Genomic DNA, 17,575 nt, shown 5'->3' on the forward strand with positions numbered 1-17,575 from the left:
CCATGCTCGGACCGGCGCTCGTGATGGCTCTCGCCCTCGCGGCCGCCACCCCGTCGCGCGCGGGCGACCTGCCGGCGCCCGTCGAAGCGGCGATCCGGGAGCAGCGCCAAGCCTGCGCGCCGGAAAAGGCCGAGATCCGTCCCGGCTTCATCGCAAGGAAGGACGTCAACGGCGACGGGATCGAGGATGTCATCCTCGATTACGGCGCCTTCGCCTGCGGCGGCGACGCGACCTATTTCTGCGGCAGCGCGGGCTGCACGATGCAGGTCTTCGCCTCCACGAAGGGCGGCTACGCGAAGGTCCTGGACGAGAACGTGCGGAGGCTGGACTTCAAACACGTGAAGGGCCGCCCCGCGATGCTGCTCGGCCTGCACGGCAATGCCTGCGGGAAGGCCGGCATCGAGCCCTGCGGCACGACCCTGTACTGGACCGGCACGCGGTTCGACCCGTCCCGCTGAGGGCGACCGGACGGGCGAGGCCCTCTCTCAGGGCTCGCGATAGGCCGATCCGTCCTCCGCGCGCGCTGGGGTCTCGACGTAGCGGCCCTGCTTCGGCACCGCCACCGCCTCGAAGGTCTGGGCCAGCGCGGCGAGCGCGCGGCGCATCTCGGGCCCTGCGAGCGGCCGGCCGTGGCCGGTGACGACCCGCTCCGGCTCGAGCCTCGCGAGCGCCTCGACGGAGCGGTGCGCCGCCGCCCAATCGGTTGTGAGGTACATCGGCGGCCCGTGGATCTCGGGCCGCTGCGTGGCGACGGCGTAGGCCGATTCCTGCGCCGTCGTGACGAAGGCGTCGCCGGCGATCAGGCTGCGGTCTTCCTCCCGCCAGAACGAGACGTGGCCCGGCGTGTGGCCGGGCGTGTGCAGCCAGCGCCAGCCCGGCATCGGGGGCACGCTGCCATCCTCCGGAAGGAGGCGTAAGTGCCGCGAGACGTCGACCGGGCGCGTCGGATAGAGGGGGGAGATCCGTGCCATCAGGCCGCCGCCCACGCTCGGGTCCGGCGGCGGGTAGGCGGCGCTCCCGTCGAGATAGGGCCGCTCCAGGGCGTGGGCGTAGACCGGCGCGTCCCATTCCGCCGCGAGGTCCTCCAGCACGCCGACATGGTCGAAATGGCCGTGCGTCATCACGATCGCCTTGGGGCGGGCGCCCGCCCCGAACCGCGCCGCGGCCGCCTCCGTGATGGCGCCCTTCGAGCCGGGCACGCCCGCATCGACCAGGACCCAGCCGCGATCGCCCGCGCCGGACGGGCCGACGAAGACGACGTTCGCGATCACGAGGCGGCGGTAGGCGAGATCGTCCGCGATCGCGTGGGTCTCGTCGCCGCGCGCGGCGTCGGCGCGGGGATCGTCGGCGCGGCTGTCGGGCGTGATCGGGATCTGCTGGACCATGACCTGTCTGCTCCCGGCGGCCGAGGATGCGCACGGCGTCCACACGTGGGGATCACACGTGGGGATCGCTCGGCCAACCCCGGCTCCGGCGCCACTGTTCCGGGCCCGCGACCCTTCGGGGCCGCGACGCCCGGCCCGGCGCCGATCGGGGCGGTCGCATTCGGCGCCCCATTTGCGAAGATCGCCGGATGATGCCCCCGCGACGCCCCCTCACCGCCTTCGAGGCCTTCGTCCTCTCCCTCGCGATCATCGCGCCGACGCTCGCCATGGCCTTCAACGTGCCGCTGGCGGCGCAGGCGGCGGGCCGGGCCGCGCCCCTCGCCTTCCTGATCGGCGGCGGGGCGATGGCGCTGATCGGCCTCTCCTTCGTCGCCTTCAGCCGGCGCATCGCGACGGCCGGCTCCGCCTTCGCCTATGTCGAGGCCGTGTTCGGGCGCCGCCTCGGCTTCCTGGCGGGATGGGGCCTGCTCCTCGCCTATGGTGCCTTCCTCGCCTCGGCGACCGGCCTCGTCGGCGGCTTCCTCGCCGTGGCGCTGGAGCATCTCGGGCTCGGCCTGCCCGGCCTCTGGCAGGGTATCGCGGCGGCGGGCGGCCTGCTCGTGATCCACCTCGGCGGCCGCGAGATCCGCAGCATCACCGCGCTCATGCTGGCGATCGAGGCGGCGGCCCTCCTCGCGATCCTCGTGCTGGCCGGGATCATCCTGGCCCGGACGCCGCTTTCCGCCGCGCCCTTCCTGCCCGATCCGGGGCGCGGCTGGTCGGGCATCGGCTTCGGCATGGTCTTCGCCGTGCTCTCGCTCGCGGGCTTCGAGGGCGCGGCGACGCTCGCCGAGGAGACCCGCGATCCGCACCGCTCCATCCCGCTCGCGATCGTCGGGTCGCTCGCGGCCGCGACGCTCCTCTACACGCTCGTCTCCTACGCGCAGGTCGCCGGCTACGGGCCGGACGGCGTGCAGGCGTTGGCGGCGGCGCACGCTCCCCTCGATACCCTGGCCTCCCGCTTCATCTCGGACCGCTACGCGATCTGCCTCGATCTCGCGGCCGGCGTGAGCTCGCTGGCCTGCGCCCTCGGCACCGCCGCGGCGGCGGCGAGGATCCTGGCCACCCTCGGGCGGAACGGCCTCGGCGCGCGGCTCGCCGCGATCGACCCGGTGCACGGCGCGCCGCGGCGGGCGCTCCGGATCGTCGGTGCCGGCAATCTCCTCGCCCTCGCCCTGTTCGGGAGCCTCGCCGGATCGCGGGCCTACAGCGAGGCCTTCGCGACGGTCGCGACCCTCGTGCTCATCCTCGTCTACATGGCCGTGGCCGCCGCGCAGATGGTGCAGGCCGTCCGCGAGGGACGCCGCGCGATGGCCCTCGTCGGCGGGCTCGGCGCCGCTCTGCTCGCCTGGCCGCTCCTCAACAGCCTCTACCCGCTGCCCGATGGGCCTGGGCTCCTCTGGCCCCTCGTCGTCATCGCCTGGATGGGCGGGGGCGTGCTGCTCGGCCGGGCCGGGCGTCTCGGCGGTCCTCAGACCTGAGCGCCGGGCGCTGGCTCGGAAATCGCATCGGACCGCGGAGCAATCGAACCGGGGCGAGCGCCGATGCGTTGCGGCCCTGTGAGGATGCCGGTGCGACCGGCGCGAGGACGGGGCGGAGGGACGAGCGGCGGATGTGCGGGCTCTGCGGCGAGATCAGGTTCAACGGGCCGGCCGATCCGGCCGCCGTGAAGCGCATGGTGGATGCGATGGTGCCGCGAGGGCCGGATTCCGGCGGCATCCTCGGCCACGACAGGGTCGTCTTCGGCCATCGCCGCCTGAAGATCATCGGGCTGAGCAGCGCCTCCCAGCAGCCGATGCAGGACCCGGAGCTCGGGCTCTCCCTCGTCTTCAACGGCTGCATCTACAATTACAAGCCGCTGCGCGCGGAGCTGGAGGCCAAGGGCTACCGCTTCTTCTCCACGAGCGACACCGAGGTCGTCCTCAAGGCGTTCCACGCCTGGGGGCCGTCTTGCGTCGCGCGCTTCCTCGGCATGTTCGCCCTCGCCATCCTCGAGCGCGAGAGCGGCCGCGTCACCCTCGCCCGCGACCGACTCGGCATCAAGCCGCTCTATTACAGCGAGCCGAAGGGCCGCTTCCGCTTCGCCTCGACCCTGCCGGCCCTGCTCGCCGCCGGCGACATCGACACCGCGATCGATCCGGCCGCCCTCCACCATTACATGAGCTGGCACGCGGGCGTGCCGGCGCCGCTCACCATCGTCCGGGGCGTGCGCAAGCTCGCCCCCGCCACGATCCTGACCCTCGAGGCCGACGGCTCCCGCCGGGAAGAGGTCTACTGGACCCTCAGGGTCGGCGCCCGCGACCAGGATCGCGGCATGAGCGAGGCCGAGTGGCGGGATGCCGTGCTCGAGGCGCTCGGCACCGCGGTCGAGCGGCGCCAGGTCGCCGACGTGCCGACCGGCGTGCTGCTCTCGGGCGGCCTCGACAGCTCGGTCATCGTCGCGCTGCTCGCCCGCAAGGGGCAGGCGGGGCTGAAGACCTTCTCGATCGGGTTCGACGCGGTCAACGGCGTCGAGGGCGACGAGTTCAAGTACTCCGACATCATCGCCCGGGAGTTCGGGACCGACCACACCAAGCTCGTCATCGACGGCTCGCGCACCCTCGACGCCCTGCCCGCCGCGATCGCGGCGATGGCCGAGCCGCAGATGAGCCACGACGCGGTGGCCTTCTGGCTGCTGTCGCAGGAGGTGGCCCGGCACGTGAAGGTGATCCAGAGCGGCCAGGGCGCGGACGAGGTCTTCGGCGGATACCATTGGTATCCGAAGCTGATGGGCTCGGAGGATCCGGTCTCGGACTACGCCCGCGCCTATTTCGACCGGGACCATGCGGAGATGCGGGAGGCGCTCGCCCCCGACCTCCTGAACGGCGATTACAGCCGCGACTACATTGCGCGGTTCTTCGCGCAATCGCAGAGCCGCACCGCGATCGACAAGACCCTTCAGCTCGACCAGCAGATCATGCTCGTCGACGATCCCGTGAAGCGCGTCGACAACATGACGATGGCCCACGGGCTCGAGGCGCGCGTCCCGTTCCTCGATCACGAGCTGGTGGAGCTCGCCGCGCGCATCCCGGCCGAGCTGAAGGTGCGGGACGGCGGCAAGTTCATCCTGAAGGAGGCGTCGCGCGCGGTGGTGCCCGCCGCGGTGATCGACCGGCCGAAGGGCTACTTCCCGGTGCCGGCGCTGAAGCACCTGCGCGGGCCCTTCCTCGACTTCGTGCGCGAGGTGCTCGACCGCCCGGCGGCGCGCGAGCGCGGCCTGTTCAACCGCGCCTACGTCGATAAACTCCTGGCCGACCCGGACGGGACGCTGACGCCCAAGGGCAACTCGAAGCTCTGGCAGGTCGCCCTGCTGGAGAGCTGGCTGCAGACGCACGGACTCTGACCGGGCCCGCCCGGGGCAGCGGTCACGCCGCGCCGGCGCTTCGCCCGGCCGGCGCGGTTCCACAGCGCTCAAGGTGACGTCGTTTCTCCACGATCGTGCCGAATGGGCTGCAGCCGAGACATCACGGGGGAGAGATCATCATGTGCCGCTGGATCGCCTATCGTGGCCGCACGATCGCGCTCGAGCACTACGTGACCGAGCCGGCCCATTCCCTCGTCTCCCAGAGCATCCAGGCGCTCGAATCGACGGTGAGCCTCAACGGCGACGGGTTCGGCCTCGGCTGGTACGGCGAGCACCCGGAGCCCGGACGCTACCGCGAGGTGCAGCCGGCCTGGTCGGACGACAACCTGCGCTACCTGTGCCGCCACCTGCACTCGCACCTGTTCTTCGCGCATGTGCGGGCGGCCACGGGCACGCCCATCACCCGGCCGAACTGCCATCCCTTCGCCTGCGGCCCCTGGCTGTTCATGCACAACGGCTATATCGGGGACTGGACCCGGCTGCGCCGCCCGATCGAGGGGCTGATCCCGGACGCGCTCTACCCGACCCGCAGCGGCACCACGGATTCCGAGGCCATCTTCCTCGCCATCGCCGGGGCGGGCCTGATCGGCCCGGGCGAGCGCCAGGACCCCATCACCGCCACCCTCGAGACCCTGCGCGCCCTGACCCGCCTCGTCGACGCCGACGAAGGGGCGCACCCGTTCCGCTTCACGGCGGCGCTGGCCGACGGCCGCGACCTCTACGCCTTCCGCTACGCGGCGAACGACGCGGCCAACAGCCTCTATTACCGCCAGTCGGAGGACGGGGTCGTCGTCGCCTCGGAGCCGGTGGACCGCAAGCACGACGAGTGGATCGCGGTCCCCGACCACAGCGTCGTGATCGCCCGCAAGGACGAGGCGGTGGAGGTTCGCTCGCTCACCGATCTCGGCCTTCCCCACCGCGCCGGCATCTCCCGCCTCCCGGCCCGGATGACCGCCTAGAAGGCCCCGGCGGGCCCGGACGCGCCATCTGGGGGGCGGATCGGGAACCCGCCGCGCGACGGGAACGCGCAAGCGGAACGGCGCCATTTCCGCGCGAGATCTGCCGTCGCACCCGCCAGAACAGGCGGAGACGGTCTTTCGCGGCCTATAAGGGAGTAGCGGCCGCATATGTTAATGCTCGCGATGCCGAACTCGGCGCCTTTCCACTGATGTAGATCGGCGCACGGCGAGCGCTGCATTCTGCGATGCGGCGCGCGATCTGTCATCGTGGCCGTGGAGCAGGTCTTTGACCCGCCGGTTCTCCGCAAGCCTCGATCTCGGGACTGTCACGCGCGGCCGCGCGCACGCGGCTCAATCGGCCGCGATGCGTCGGCCCCTCATCGGGAGGGATGCCAATGTCGAGCGCTCCTCGTTCCGGGCACCGCCGCGCACCCGCCGCCGTGGCGCTGGTGGCGGCGGGATGGGTGATGGCCTCGGCGGCCTTCGCGGCGGAGGGCGTATCCGAGACGCCGGGGCCGCCGCCGCTCGTGCTGGCGCGGGACGTCGCCGGGGCGGCCGGGGCGCCGATCCCCCTCGCGATCGAGGTGCAGCGGCTGCCGGACAGGTCCGATCCCAGCACCTATCTCCTTGGCCTTCCCAAGGGCGCGCGCGTCGCCGACGCCACCCACGCGGTGACCGCCGCGGAGGAGAAGTCGATCGTCGAGGTGACCGGCTGGAACCTGCCAGACCTGTCCGTGACCCTGCAGCCGGAGCAGACGGGCACGTTCACGCTCGCGGTCGCCGCCCTGACGCGACCCGGAAACGGCGAGCCGCTGCGGCTGGCCCGCTCCACCTTCACGATCAACGCCCAGGCCCCCGATCTGCCGGAGCCCGCGCCCCTTGCCGACCCGGGGCCTGTGAAGGCCGCCGCGCAGATGGCGGCTCCGACCGTGGCGGCCCTGGAAGCGAACGTGCCTCAGAACATGCCCGCGAACTCGCCCGCGAACTCGCCTGCGAACTTGCCGGCCCCTGCGCCGGCGGGCGCCGCCGAGATCTACGTCCCGCAGCTTCCCCCGATCGCGCCGCTGGAGCCCAAAGCGCCCATCGCCAAGCTCAATCCCGTTAAATCCTCTCCCGCCAAGCCGTCTCCCCCCGATCCCTCTCTCGCTGGTCCTTCTCCCGCCAAGCCGTCGGCCCTCACGCCCGGCGACGCGAAACCCGCGCCGCTTCCCCAGCCGACCGAGGCGCAGGCGCCCACGCGCACCGCCCAGGCGCAGGCCGCCAAGCCGCCGGCTCCGGGGGAGCCCAGCCCGCGCGCCCTGGTCGAGCGGGCGGAGCGGCTGATCCGGCTCGGCGACATCAGCGGGGCCCGCCTCGTCCTGGAGCGGGCGATGGAGCGGGGCGAACCCCGCGCCGCCTTCCTGCTGGCCCAGACCTGCGATCCGCGGATGCTGCGGGCCTGGAAGGTCCAGGGCCTGCAGGCGGACCCGGAACGGGCGAGCGCCCTCTACGCCCGCGCCGCCCGGGAGGGTCTCGCGGACCCGAAGAGCCTCGCGGATGCGATGCGCTGAGCCCCTGAATCGAAACGGAGCACGCCGATGACGTCGAGGCGCACCACGCTGTCCGCCCTGTTCGGGGCCCTGGCCCTCCTGGCCGCGCCGGCCGCCCTCGCCCGCGAGGCGAGGCCGCCGGAACCGTCTCGGGAGGCCAGGCCCGAGGCGACGAACGAGGCGATGATCGGCGAGGCCATGAACGCGAACACGGTCTCGGTCATCACGGGGACGCCCGGCGGCACCTACTTCCGCATCGGGGCCGACCTCGCCTTCGTCCTGAACGACGGGGACAGGATCCGCGTCCTGCCGATCCTCGGCAAGGGCGCGGGCGAGAACGCCTACGACCTGCGCTTCCTCAAGGGCGTCGATCTCGGCTTCGTGCGCACCGACACCCTGGACCAGCTCCGGCAGGACAAGCGCCTGCGGGACGTCGAGCAGCGCATCCACTACATCGCCAAGCTGTTCAACGACGAGCTCCACGTGATCGCGCCGAAGGGGATCGACGACGTGCGCCAGCTCGCGGGCAAGCGCGTCACCTTCGACGTGAAGGGCAGCGGCACCGACTACAGCGGCCGGGCCATGTTCCGCGGCCTCGGCCTGGAGGTGGAGGCGGTCAACGTCGACCAGCCCACCGCCCTCGAGATGCTGCGCAAGGGCGAGGTCGACGCCGTGGTCTCGGTCGCGGCCAAGCCCGTCTCGGTGGTGGCCGGGTTCGATCCCGGGGACCGCTTCCATCTCGTCGCGATCCCCTACCTCGAGACCGTGAGCGAGGCCTACGTGCCCGCGACGCTGACGGGCGCCGATTATCCGAAGCTCGTGGACGGCGGCAAGCCGGTCGAGACCCTCGCGGTCGGCACCATCCTCGGCGTCTACAACCACCCGAAGGGGTCGGAGCGCTACAGGAAGCTCGAACGCTTCGTGGGCGCGTTCTTCGGCCAGTTCGACAAGTTCCTGGCGCCGCAGCGCCACCCGAAATGGCGGGAGGTCAACCTCGCGGCCTCCGTCACGGGCTGGACGCGCTTCAAGCCCGCCCAGGACTGGCTCGACGCGCATCGCGAGGAGCCGACTCCGCGCGCCGAGATCGACCGGTTCCTCAGCGAGCAGCCGCAGGACCTCGCCGCGGACAAGGAGCAGGTCTACCAGGCCTATCTGGCGTGGCGGCGGGCGCAGCAGGCGAGCTACGGGATGGCCCGGCGCTGAGGGGCCGCGACGGACCGGGCCGCTATCGCCCGGTCACGCAGACCGACGGGTAGCCGCCGGTCGGCACGAACGGCCCGTACCCGTAGGTGCAGAGCGCGTCGTGGGAGCGGACGGGCCGCGGCAGCGAGGAGCGCCGGTCGCCCGCCCCGCCACCGCCGAGGGATGCGAGGAGCTGCCGTCTCTCGACGGGACGGCGCGAGAGGGCCAGCCGGTCCCGCGCTCGCCCGACCGGCCGCAGCACGCGTCCCAGCCGGGCGTAGCGGGCGCGGCGCCGGATCTCGGCTGCGGCGCGCGCCTGCCGGAGGAGGTGGCGCCGGTAGGCTGCGTAGCGCAGATGGCGGCGCACGGCATAGGCCGCCTTCCGCCGCCCGGCGGCGGCCGCCTGCTCGGTCGCCAGCCTCGACCGGGCGACAGGCGCCCGCGGCTGGCCGAGGAGCTGGCGGCGCAACCGCGCGTAGCGCAGCCGGGGCGCTCGCGCCTCGGTCGTCCGCACGGGATCCCCGGTGACGGGGCCTGCATTCTCGGCGGTCTCGGCGGTGCGCGCGGCCGGCGCCGTCCGCGCCAGGACCTCGCCGGGCGTCACGGGGACGGCCCGCCCCGGCGCGGAGGCGCCGCAGCCGCTGCAGATCGAGGCGGTGATGCGCTTCCAGGCGCGCTCGTCCTCGTCGAGCTTCCGCTGCGCGCGCGTCCGGTAGGCTTGGATCGTCACCTCGGTCGAGGCGGGTTCCGGGGCGGCCTTCAGGCCCACGCCCGTCTCCTTCCTCAGGCGCTCCAGGATCTCGGTGACCGTCTCGTCGCGCGCAGGGGAGCGCTCGGGGGCGGCTCCGAGAGCGGCCGGGTCCTTTGGGGCGGCCGCGTCCTTTAAGGCGGCCGCGTCCTCCGCGCGGGCGGTCGCCAGCGGCGCCGCTCCCGCGGCGAGGAGGCCGGCCGACAGGAGCGCCCTGACCATTGCGCGCATGAGCCCTCCTGAGGCGTCCTGCGGACGCCGATCACCGAGCCCCCCGTTTCCCGGCCCCACAGGGTCCGGACGACACGGGTATCGCAAAGAGCCAACGGCGACGACGGGCTCAAGGTGACTACGACTTCAGGAGTAGGGATTGCCCCTCCGGGTGGCCCCGGTCAGCTGTCGTCGCCGACGCGCGCCAGCCGCTCCGGCCGGCCGCCCTGCCGCGCGAGGCTCGGCAGCCGGTCCTGCCGGGCGCCTGCCACGACGACGAGGCGCTGGATCTCGCCGCGCAGATAGGCCTGCAGGAACTTGTCGTAATCCCGGAAGGACACGCAGCCGTTCGAGGCGCCGCTCGGTCCCAGCATGTAGGTGTGGGCGAGCAGGCCCGCCCGCCCGTAGACCGCGGCGCTGCCGCCGACCGGGTTCAGGCGGATCGCGCGCACGCCGTGGAAGAGCTGCTCGCGCTCGGTGAGGTCGTAGGTGCCCGGCGGGGTTGCACCCCGCATCTTGATGTTGACCGAGGCCGGATCGTCCATGCTCTCGCCGAGCCCGGAATGGGCCTCGAGCTTCTCGCCGTTCGGCAGGACCACGACGCGGGCGCTGATGTCGTAGACGGCGATGCCGGACCCGCCCGAGGGCGTCGGCGCGGGCGGTGCGGACCGCCGGGCGAGCGACTCGGCCGGGTTCGGCGACAGCGACGCGTAGGACAGGGCCGAGGCCGGCGCCCGCTCGACGTTGAACAGCTTCTCGAAGAAGTTCCGGTCGTCCTCGGCGACGGCCGCCGGTACCGGCGCGCCGGCCCGGCGCGCCGCGAGGCGCTCCGCCCGGCGGGCGAGGTCGGTCGTGCCCGGGCGCCGGAATTCGGGCGGGCGCGGCACCGGCAGCGGCACGGTCTGCGCGAGCATCGGCCCGTCCTCGGGGATGATCGCGATCAACGTCGAGGGCGTCGGGAGAGGATCGTATTCCGCCACGAAGTGATCAGGCGATCCCGCGCGCAGCGACCCGAGGATCGCCTCCCGCCAGAGGATCGGAGCCTGCCCGTCCAGGGGCTCGACCGGGTCCGGCGCCGGCGCCTCGGCCGTGTCAACCGCCGGCTCCGCCTCGGGTTCGGCGGCCGGCAGGACGGGCGCGGCGGCCAGCGTCGGCGGCTGGGGGCGCGGGGCCGGCGGCGAGGTCGGGGCCCACAGGCTGCCGGCGAGGCCGAGGCCGGCCGCACCCGCGAGCGCGAGCAGCGCCGGCAGCGGGCTGCTGCCCGCCCGGGCACCGCGCTCGCGCCCCTGTGTCGACGGAGAAGCGTGTTCCATGATCCCGCTGCCGGCCCTCGCTGATCCGGAGCCGCCGCCGTCCCGCTCTCCCGAGCCTGTCACGACGGGCGGACATTCCGCGCCGCATCCTCGCGGCGCAGACATCCACCCGGGCTCGACCATTCTGGGGCGATCCTGTGGCCGATCTGCGATGGAACGAAATGCTACGAAGCCGTCCGGCCCCGCGGGGCCTGCGCGGGCGGGCTCACGCCGCCCGGATCAGCGCCCGGACATGCGCGGCCGCCGAGGCCGCCAGCGCGTCGAGGCGGTAGCCGCCCTCCAGGACGGAGACGATCCGGCCGCGGCAGCGCCGATGCGCCACCTCGGCGATCGCGCGGGTGACCTCGTCGAAATCGGCTGCCTGCAGCCGCAGCCCGCCGAGCGGGTCCCCTTCATGCGCGTCGAACCCCGCCGAGACGACGATGAGATCGGGGCGGAAGGCGTCGAGGGCCGGCAGCAGGTGGCGCGTCCACGCCTCCCGGAACGGGCCGCCGTCGTCGCCGGCCCTGAGCGGCGCGTTCCAGATGTTGCCCGCGCCGCGCTCGGAGGCGGAGCCGGTGCCCGGGAACCAGGGCATCCGGTGTGTCGAGGCGTAGAACAGGTTCGGATCCGGCCAGAAGATGCTCTGCGTGCCGTTGCCGTGATGCACGTCGAAATCGACGACGGCCACGCGCTCCGCCCCGTGCCGGGCCCTGGCATGGAGGGCGGCGATGGCGGCCGTGTCGAACAGGCAGAAGCCCATCGCCCGCGCCCGCTCCGCATGGTGGCCCGGCGGCCTGACCTGGCAGAAGGCGTTGGCGATGCCCGATCCCGGCTCCATCACCGCGTCGACGGCGCTCAGGCTCGCGCCGACCGCGCGCAGGGCGGCCTCCCAGGTCCCGGCCGAGACCACCGTGTCCGCGTCGATCCGGGCGGGCAGACCTCCCGGATCGGCGGCGAGCGAGCGGATGCGGTCGAGATGGGCCGGATCGTGGGCGAGGCGGATCGCCGCCTCGGCATCGGCCCGAAGCGGAGCCGCCTCGCGCCGGAGCCCCGCAAAATCCGGTCCCGCCAGGGCCTCGTCGAGGACGCGCATCCGCGCCGGGCGCTCCGGATGGGCTGGGCCGGTCTCGTGCGCCGCGAAGGCGGGATGGGTGAGGAGCAGCGTGCCTCCACCGCCGGCCCGGCCGGCGACGGGCAGGAGGCAGGCGGCCCCGGCGATCAGGCCGCGCCGGGTCAGGTGGCCGGTCACGGCGCCGGCGCCGGAGCGGCGCAGGACCCCGTTCGATGCCCGCTCTGGACCTCAGTCATGGTCATGTTCTTGCCGCCCATCCGCATCGCGATCCGCCCCTCGAACCCCGTCGGCGAGAGTGTGTAGGCCGCATGCCCCCACGCGGCGTTCCGGCCCTCGCAGGCGATCACGAAGCTGAGGCTCGCGCCGTCCCGGATCATGTTCGAGATCGGGCAGGACGCCAACGGGTTGTTGTCGCTGAGGACCTTCAACCCGCCCGTCGTGCCGGCCTCCTCCGTCACGCAAAGATCGACGGTCTTGCGGGCGCCCGCTCCATCCAGATGGGGCAGTTCGAGCCGGATCTCGGTCCGGTATCGGCCGGCCTCCGGCATCCCGGATCCGGTCGCCGCGGCGCAGACGACAAGGAGAGGGACGAGAAGCGGAACGAGGCACAAGCTCGGCAGGATCGGCTTCCTCGACGACATCGGCCCCCTCCCCGTCCGCACAGGGAAGCACAGCGTGCGAGCCGGCGCGACCCGCTTCCTGCTCGGGAATCCGGAAGGTCCGTCAGCGCCCCGTCGGACAGGCGCCACCGCGCCCCTCGCGATCGGGCGCGTAGCCGTAGCCGAAGGTGCAGCCCGGCCGCACGGAGAGGGCGGGCAGGCTGCGGTCCCGGACGCCGAGCGTCACGAATCCGAGCGACACGAACCGCTGCCGGACGCCGTGCCGGGCCCGCGGAAGCGCCATCACAGCCCGGATCCGCGGGCGGGCGACCTGCCTCTGACGGCGAGCCGCGCGAAGCATCGCGAGGCGCGCCCGTCGAGCGGCCATGCGCGACCGGATCGCGTGCTGGCGGCGCAGAACGGCCAAGCGGAGCCGCTTGCGCGCAGCCGCGGCGACGCGCGCCGAGCGGATCGCCCTCGGCCGGGCGACCTTCGGCGCCTCGGCGGCCGCAACGGTGCCGACCTCCCCTGTGGCGCCGCGCGCGAGCCGCGTGCGCGCGGCGGGTGCGGGTGCGCTCGCCTGCGCGGTCGAAACCGCGGCGTCGGCGGGGACAAGGCGACGCGCCAGAACCTCGCCCGGCGTGACGGCATTCCTGCGGGCCGGGGCGGGCGCCGTGCCGCAGCCGGAGCAGATCGAGGCAGTGATCCGCTTCCAGTTCCGCTCGGCCTCGTCGAGCTTCTGCTGCGCACGGCGCTGGTAGGTCGAGATCGTCTCGTAGTTCGGAGTGGTCTCACCGATCGTGGGCGCCTCCGTCCGCGCGGGCGGCAGCGCGGTCAGGTCCGGCAGCGCGGTCAGGTCCGGCTGCGGCGCCGGCAGGGAGCGCGATTCCGGTCCCGGCGGCACGCCCGCCGCGGCCGAGGAGATCGGCACGTCCTGCGCCCGGGCGAGCGTCGCCGGCGAGGACAGGAGGCTTGCCCCGAGGAGCGCCCGAACGATCGCACGCATGTGCCCTCCCGACGGATGCGGTCGTGCCAGCGCGCGGCACGGCCCAGATCAGGAATCTTTACCGCGAGTCGGGGCCCGCCACGACGCGATCATGCGAGCTACCACTTCGGGAGCATGTCCCTGGCGCCGGTCAGCCGCTTGCGTCGACGGAGCCGAGGTCGAGCACGGGCCCGGACGGCACGATGCCGGACGGGTTTATCGACGGATGGCTCCCGTAATAGTGCTGCTTGATGTGGTGGAAGTTCACGGTCTCCGCGACGCCGGGCAGGCAATAGAGGTCGCGCGTGAAGCGCCAGAGCGCGGGATAGTCGACGATCCGGCGCAGGTTGCACTTGAAGTGGCCGTGATAGACCGCGTCGAACCGGATCAGCGTCGTGAACAGGCGGATGTCCGCCTCGGTCAGGGTGCTTCCGGTCAGGTAGCGGGAGCGCGCGAGGCGGTCCTCCAGCCAGTCGAGTGTCTCGAACAGGGGTAGGACAGCCTCTTCGTAGGCCGCCTGCGTCGTCGCGAAGCCGGCGCGATACACGCCGTTGTTCACGCACGCATAGATCCGTGCGTTGAGGGCGTCGATCTCCTCGCGGAGATCCGGCGGATAGGTGTCGAGCGGGCGGGCGCCAACCTGATCGAAGGCGCTGCCCAGCATGCGCAGGATATCGGCGGATTCGTTGCTGACGATGGTGCCGCGCACCTTGTCCCAGAGCACCGGGACGGTGACGCGCCCGGTATAGTCGGCCCGTGCCGCGACATAGACCTGATGCAGGTAGGCGGCGCCGTTGACCGGATCACCGGTCACGCACGGACCCTCGGCGAAGGTCCAGCCCTGGTCGCCCATGTGCCAGTGGGTCACGGCGAGCTCGATCTGATCGGCCAGTCCCTTCAGACGCCGGATCATGGTGGCGCGGCTCGCCCAGGGGCAGGCGAGGCTGACGTAGAGGCAGTAGCGGCCGGGCTCGGCCGGAAATCCGCCCTCTCCCGTTGGTCCGGGGGCGCCGTCCGGCGTCACCCAATGGCGGAAGCGGCTCTCCTGGCGGCGGAAGCGACCGTCCGACCCGGCGACATCGAGTGGCCGCGGCTGCCAATGTCCATCGACGAGCGAACCCATCGTCTCCCCCATGTCCGGAGCCGGCGCCGAACCGGCCGGATCGGCTTCAACGCCGGAACCGCCCTTCGGTCGCGGCGCGGCAGCACGGGCGCGGACCGGGACCGAAGCTTGGCATACCAGCTACCCGCTCAGCAGAGGGCTCACCGCAGAAGCTGCGCGAGCCATGCATGACACCCATACCTCGCAGGCAGCGAAACGGTCACCCACGAGGCGCGGCGAGATGCTATTTCTGACCTGCTGACGCGGCCCCGCTTGAGAGGTGCCGCGGAGGGCGAAGTTCCGGACAGGCGAGTGCGGCCCGAGAGGGCTTCCTCGGCGCATCCCCGTGCGCCGCGAGGGCTTCGTCATGCCCGGTCGCGTGGTCGCAGTCACCGGAGCCGCACGTCCGATGGATCGGTCCTCTTCCCCCAAGCGCTCCTCCGCCGCGGGCGGGTGGGGTGCCCTCAAGAGCTGCGGCCGGCACCTCCTCGGCAGCCGGGCGCCGCTCTCCGGCGCCCGCGCCCTGCTGAGCGCCAACCAGCCGGACGGGTTCGACTGTCCGGGCTGCGCCTGGGGCGACCCGGAGCACGGCTCCTCCTTCGAGTTCTGCGAGAACGGCGTGAAGGCGGTCTCCTGGGAGGCGACCGACAAGCGCACGCCGCCCGCCTTCTTCGCCCGCCACACCGTCACCGAGCTGCGCGGCTGGACCGACTACGCGCTGGAGCGCGAGGGCCGCCTCACCCACCCGATGCGCTACGACGCGGGCAGCGACCGCTACCTGCCGGTCGCTTGGGACGAGGCCTTCGCCGAGATCGGCGCGACGCTCCGCGGGCTCGACCATCCGGATCAGGCGGAGTTCTACACCTCGGGCCGCGCCTCGAACGAGGCCGCCTACCTCTACCAGCTGTTCGCGCGCCATTACGGCACCAACAACTTCCCCGATTGTTCGAACATGTGCCACGAGGCGAGCGGGATCGCTCTCCAGGCGGCGATCGGTGCCGGCAAGGGCACGGTGCTGCTTGAGGATTTCGAGAAGGCCGACGCCATCTTCGTGGTCGGCCAGAACCCGGGCACCAATCATCCGCGGATGCTCGGCGACCTGCGCCGCGCCGCCGAGCGGGGCGCCCGCGTCGTCGTGCTGAACCCCGTGCGCGAGCGGGGGCTCGAGCGCTTCGCCGATCCTCAGAACACGGTGGAGATGCTGCGCGGCGCGAGCCGGCCGATCGCGAGCCACTATCTGCAGCCGCGCCTCGGCGGCGACATGGCATTCTTCCGCGGCATCGCCAAGGTGGTCCTCGCGCGGGACGAGGCCGAGATCGCGGCGGGCCGCCCGTCCCTGCTCGACCACGCCTTCCTCGGCCAGCACACCTCCGCCTTCGAGGCGTATCGGGACGCCGTCGAGGCGACCGCCTGGGCGGCGATCCTCGACCAGTCGGGATTGAGCCGGGACGAGATCGAGGCCGCGGCCGAGGTCTATCTCGGAGCCGACACGGTGATCGCCACCTGGGCGATGGGCGTGACGCAGCACCGCCACTCCGTCGCGACGATCCGCGAGATCGCCAACGTGATGTTCCTGCGCGGGCATATCGGGCGTCCCGGAACGGGCTTGTGCCCCGTGCGCGGCCACTCGAACGTGCAGGGCGACCGCACGGTCGGCATCAACGAGCGGCCGCCGGCGGCCCTCCTCGACGCGCTGGAGCGCCGCTTCGGGTTCGAGGCGCCCCGCCGGGACGGCCACAACGTTCTGGCCGCGATCCGGGCGATGCTCGACGGCTCGGCCAAGGCCTTCATCGGGCTCGGCGGGAACTTCGCCCGCGCGACGCCGGACAGCGCCGTGGTGGCCAAGGCCCTCGCCGGATGCAGGCTCACCGTCCACATCGCGACGAAGCTCAACCACTCCCACCTGCTGCCGGGGCAGATCGCCTATATCCTCCCCTGCCTCGGCCGGACCGAGATCGACCGCAACAGCCGGGGCAAGACGCAGATCGTGACCGTCGAGGATTCGATGAGCATGGTCCACGGCTCGGGCGGCATCAACAAGCCGGCCTCGCCGGAGCTGCGCTCGGAGATCGGCATCATCGCCGGGATGGCGGCCGCGACCGTGGGTTCGGAACGGGTCGACTGGGCGGGGCTCGCGGACGATTACGACCGGATCCGCGACCTGATTGCCGACACGATCCCGGGCTTCTCGCGCTTCAACGAGCGTGTCCGGCGCCCGCGCGGCTTCAAGCTGCGCAACCTCGCGGCCGAGCGCGTCTTCGACACGGCGGGCGGGCGGGCGACCTTCTCGGCCGACCCGCTCCCGGGCGAGACCGAGCATCAGCGCGCGAGCAGGGCAGGCGACACCTTCGTCCTGCAGACCTTCCGCTCGCACGACCAGTACAACACCACGATCTACGGCCTCGACGACCGCTATCGCGGCGTCTACGGCGAGCGTCAGGTGGTCTTCGCGCATCCAGACGATCTGGCCGAGCTCACCGCCCGGGCCGGCGAGCGGGTCGATCTCGTCTGCGCGCACGAGGACGGGGTCGAGCGGGTGGCGACGGATTTCCGTCTCGTGCCGTTCGACATGCCGCGGGGCAGCCTCGCCGGCTATTACCCCGAGCTCAACGTGCTGGTGCCCCTGTCGAGCTTCGGCGAGCACTCGGACACGCCGACCTCGAAATCGGTGCTCGTGCGGGTCCGCCCGCGGGCGGTGGCGGCATGAGCGCCCCGCCCGCCGACGCCGAGACGTTCCTGGCCGAGACCGACCGGATCGCCGACCTGCGGCCGGATCTGGCCCTGCTGGAGGCCGGGATCCTCGCGGGCCTGCGCCTGGGGCTGGCGGCAGACAGCCTGACCTTCGCCCGCGTCTTCGGCATCGCGCACGCCCTCGTGCTACGGGCGCTCGCGACGCTGGCCGGCCCGGCGGCTCTCCTGGCGGTCTCCGATCGCGATGCCCGGACGCAGCGCACGCGCTACGCGGTGAGCGCGACGGGCGCGGCGCTCCTCGCGAGGCTCGACGGCTGATCTCGACGTCTCGACCGGGCGCTTGCGGCCTGGGCGTGCGCCACCTCTCCCATCCGGG

15 protein-coding genes are annotated in these 17,575 nt (G+C 72.8%); 8 read left to right on the forward strand and 7 right to left on the reverse strand.

Annotation, left to right across the window (positions count from 1 at the left end; translation table 11 throughout):
• Window positions 1-2 precede the first annotated feature (2 nt).
• Window positions 3-458: a hypothetical protein gene (locus J2X36_RS18035; RefSeq protein WP_310352279.1), complete on the forward strand. Its 456-nt coding sequence runs from the start codon at window positions 3-5 to the stop codon at window positions 456-458.
• A 27-nt stretch (window positions 459-485) separates the two neighbouring features.
• Here J2X36_RS18035 and J2X36_RS18040 read toward each other — a convergent pair whose 3' ends face one another.
• Window positions 486-1,385, reverse strand: a complete 900-nt coding sequence (locus J2X36_RS18040; protein WP_310352282.1) for an MBL fold metallo-hydrolase — start codon at window positions 1,383-1,385, stop codon at window positions 486-488.
• A gap of 188 nt (window positions 1,386-1,573) precedes the next feature.
• On the opposite strand from J2X36_RS18040, the gene J2X36_RS18045 reads away from it, so the two are divergent.
• The 5 genes from J2X36_RS18045 to J2X36_RS18065 all read left to right on the forward strand — a co-directional run bounded on the left by J2X36_RS18045 (window position 1,574) and on the right by J2X36_RS18065 (window position 8,518).
• On the forward strand, window positions 1,574-2,905 hold the full coding sequence (locus J2X36_RS18045; protein ID WP_310352286.1) for an APC family permease: 1,332 nt from the start codon (window positions 1,574-1,576) through the stop codon (window positions 2,903-2,905).
• 131 nt (window positions 2,906-3,036) lie between these two features.
• A complete protein-coding gene (locus tag J2X36_RS18050; protein ID WP_310352289.1) occupies window positions 3,037-4,806 on the forward strand; it encodes an N-acetylglutaminylglutamine amidotransferase in 1,770 nt (589 codons plus the stop codon).
• A 140-nt stretch (window positions 4,807-4,946) separates the two neighbouring features.
• Window positions 4,947-5,786, forward strand: coding sequence for a class II glutamine amidotransferase (locus tag J2X36_RS18055; RefSeq protein WP_132256784.1), 840 nt, complete (start codon window positions 4,947-4,949; stop codon window positions 5,784-5,786).
• Window positions 5,787-6,181: 395 nt separating this feature from the next.
• On the forward strand, window positions 6,182-7,336 hold the full coding sequence (locus J2X36_RS18060; protein ID WP_310352293.1) for a hypothetical protein: 1,155 nt from the start codon (window positions 6,182-6,184) through the stop codon (window positions 7,334-7,336).
• Between the two features lie 27 nt (window positions 7,337-7,363).
• A complete protein-coding gene (locus J2X36_RS18065; protein WP_310352294.1) occupies window positions 7,364-8,518 on the forward strand; it encodes a TAXI family TRAP transporter solute-binding subunit in 1,155 nt (384 codons plus the stop codon).
• Window positions 8,519-8,540: 22 nt separating this feature from the next.
• Here the strand turns inward: J2X36_RS18065 and J2X36_RS18070 are convergent, their stop codons facing one another.
• The 6 genes from J2X36_RS18070 to J2X36_RS18095 form a co-directional block, all read right to left on the reverse strand.
• Window positions 8,541-9,476, reverse strand: a complete 936-nt coding sequence (locus J2X36_RS18070) for a hypothetical protein (protein ID WP_310352296.1) — start codon at window positions 9,474-9,476, stop codon at window positions 8,541-8,543.
• Window positions 9,477-9,637: 161 nt separating this feature from the next.
• Complete coding sequence (locus J2X36_RS18075) at window positions 9,638-10,768, reverse strand: DUF2778 domain-containing protein (RefSeq protein ID WP_310352297.1); 1,131 nt, start codon at window positions 10,766-10,768, stop codon at window positions 9,638-9,640.
• Window positions 10,769-10,973: 205 nt separating this feature from the next.
• The gene (locus J2X36_RS18080) at window positions 10,974-11,999 is read right to left on the reverse strand and encodes a histone deacetylase family protein (protein WP_405029812.1); all 1,026 of its coding nucleotides are present in this window, start codon (window positions 11,997-11,999) and stop codon (window positions 10,974-10,976) included.
• Complete coding sequence (locus J2X36_RS18085) at window positions 11,996-12,463, reverse strand: DUF3617 family protein (protein WP_310352298.1); 468 nt, start codon at window positions 12,461-12,463, stop codon at window positions 11,996-11,998. The genes J2X36_RS18080 and J2X36_RS18085 overlap by 4 nt, the downstream gene beginning before the upstream one ends.
• An 82-nt stretch (window positions 12,464-12,545) precedes the next feature.
• Window positions 12,546-13,427 carry a hypothetical protein gene (locus J2X36_RS18090; protein WP_310352299.1) on the reverse strand — a complete coding sequence of 294 codons (882 nt, stop codon included), beginning with the start codon at window positions 13,425-13,427 and terminating at the stop codon, window positions 12,546-12,548.
• 130 nt (window positions 13,428-13,557) lie between these two features.
• Window positions 13,558-14,529, reverse strand: coding sequence for a glutathione S-transferase family protein (locus J2X36_RS18095; RefSeq protein WP_310352301.1), 972 nt, complete (start codon window positions 14,527-14,529; stop codon window positions 13,558-13,560).
• A gap of 388 nt (window positions 14,530-14,917) precedes the next feature.
• Between J2X36_RS18095 and J2X36_RS18100 the strand changes: the two genes are divergently transcribed.
• Both J2X36_RS18100 and J2X36_RS18105 read left to right on the forward strand, forming a co-directional pair.
• Window positions 14,918-17,215 (forward strand): FdhF/YdeP family oxidoreductase, encoded by a 2,298-nt coding sequence (locus J2X36_RS18100; protein ID WP_310352303.1) that lies wholly within the window; start codon window positions 14,918-14,920, stop codon window positions 17,213-17,215.
• Complete coding sequence (locus tag J2X36_RS18105) at window positions 17,212-17,517, forward strand: hypothetical protein (RefSeq protein ID WP_310352305.1); 306 nt, start codon at window positions 17,212-17,214, stop codon at window positions 17,515-17,517. Before J2X36_RS18100 ends, J2X36_RS18105 begins: the two co-directional genes overlap by 4 nt.
• Window positions 17,518-17,575: the final 58 nt, after the last annotated feature.

The sequence above is a fragment of the Methylobacterium sp. BE186 genome (assembly GCF_031457035.1).
GTDB lineage: Bacteria > Pseudomonadota > Alphaproteobacteria > Rhizobiales > Beijerinckiaceae > Methylobacterium > Methylobacterium segetis.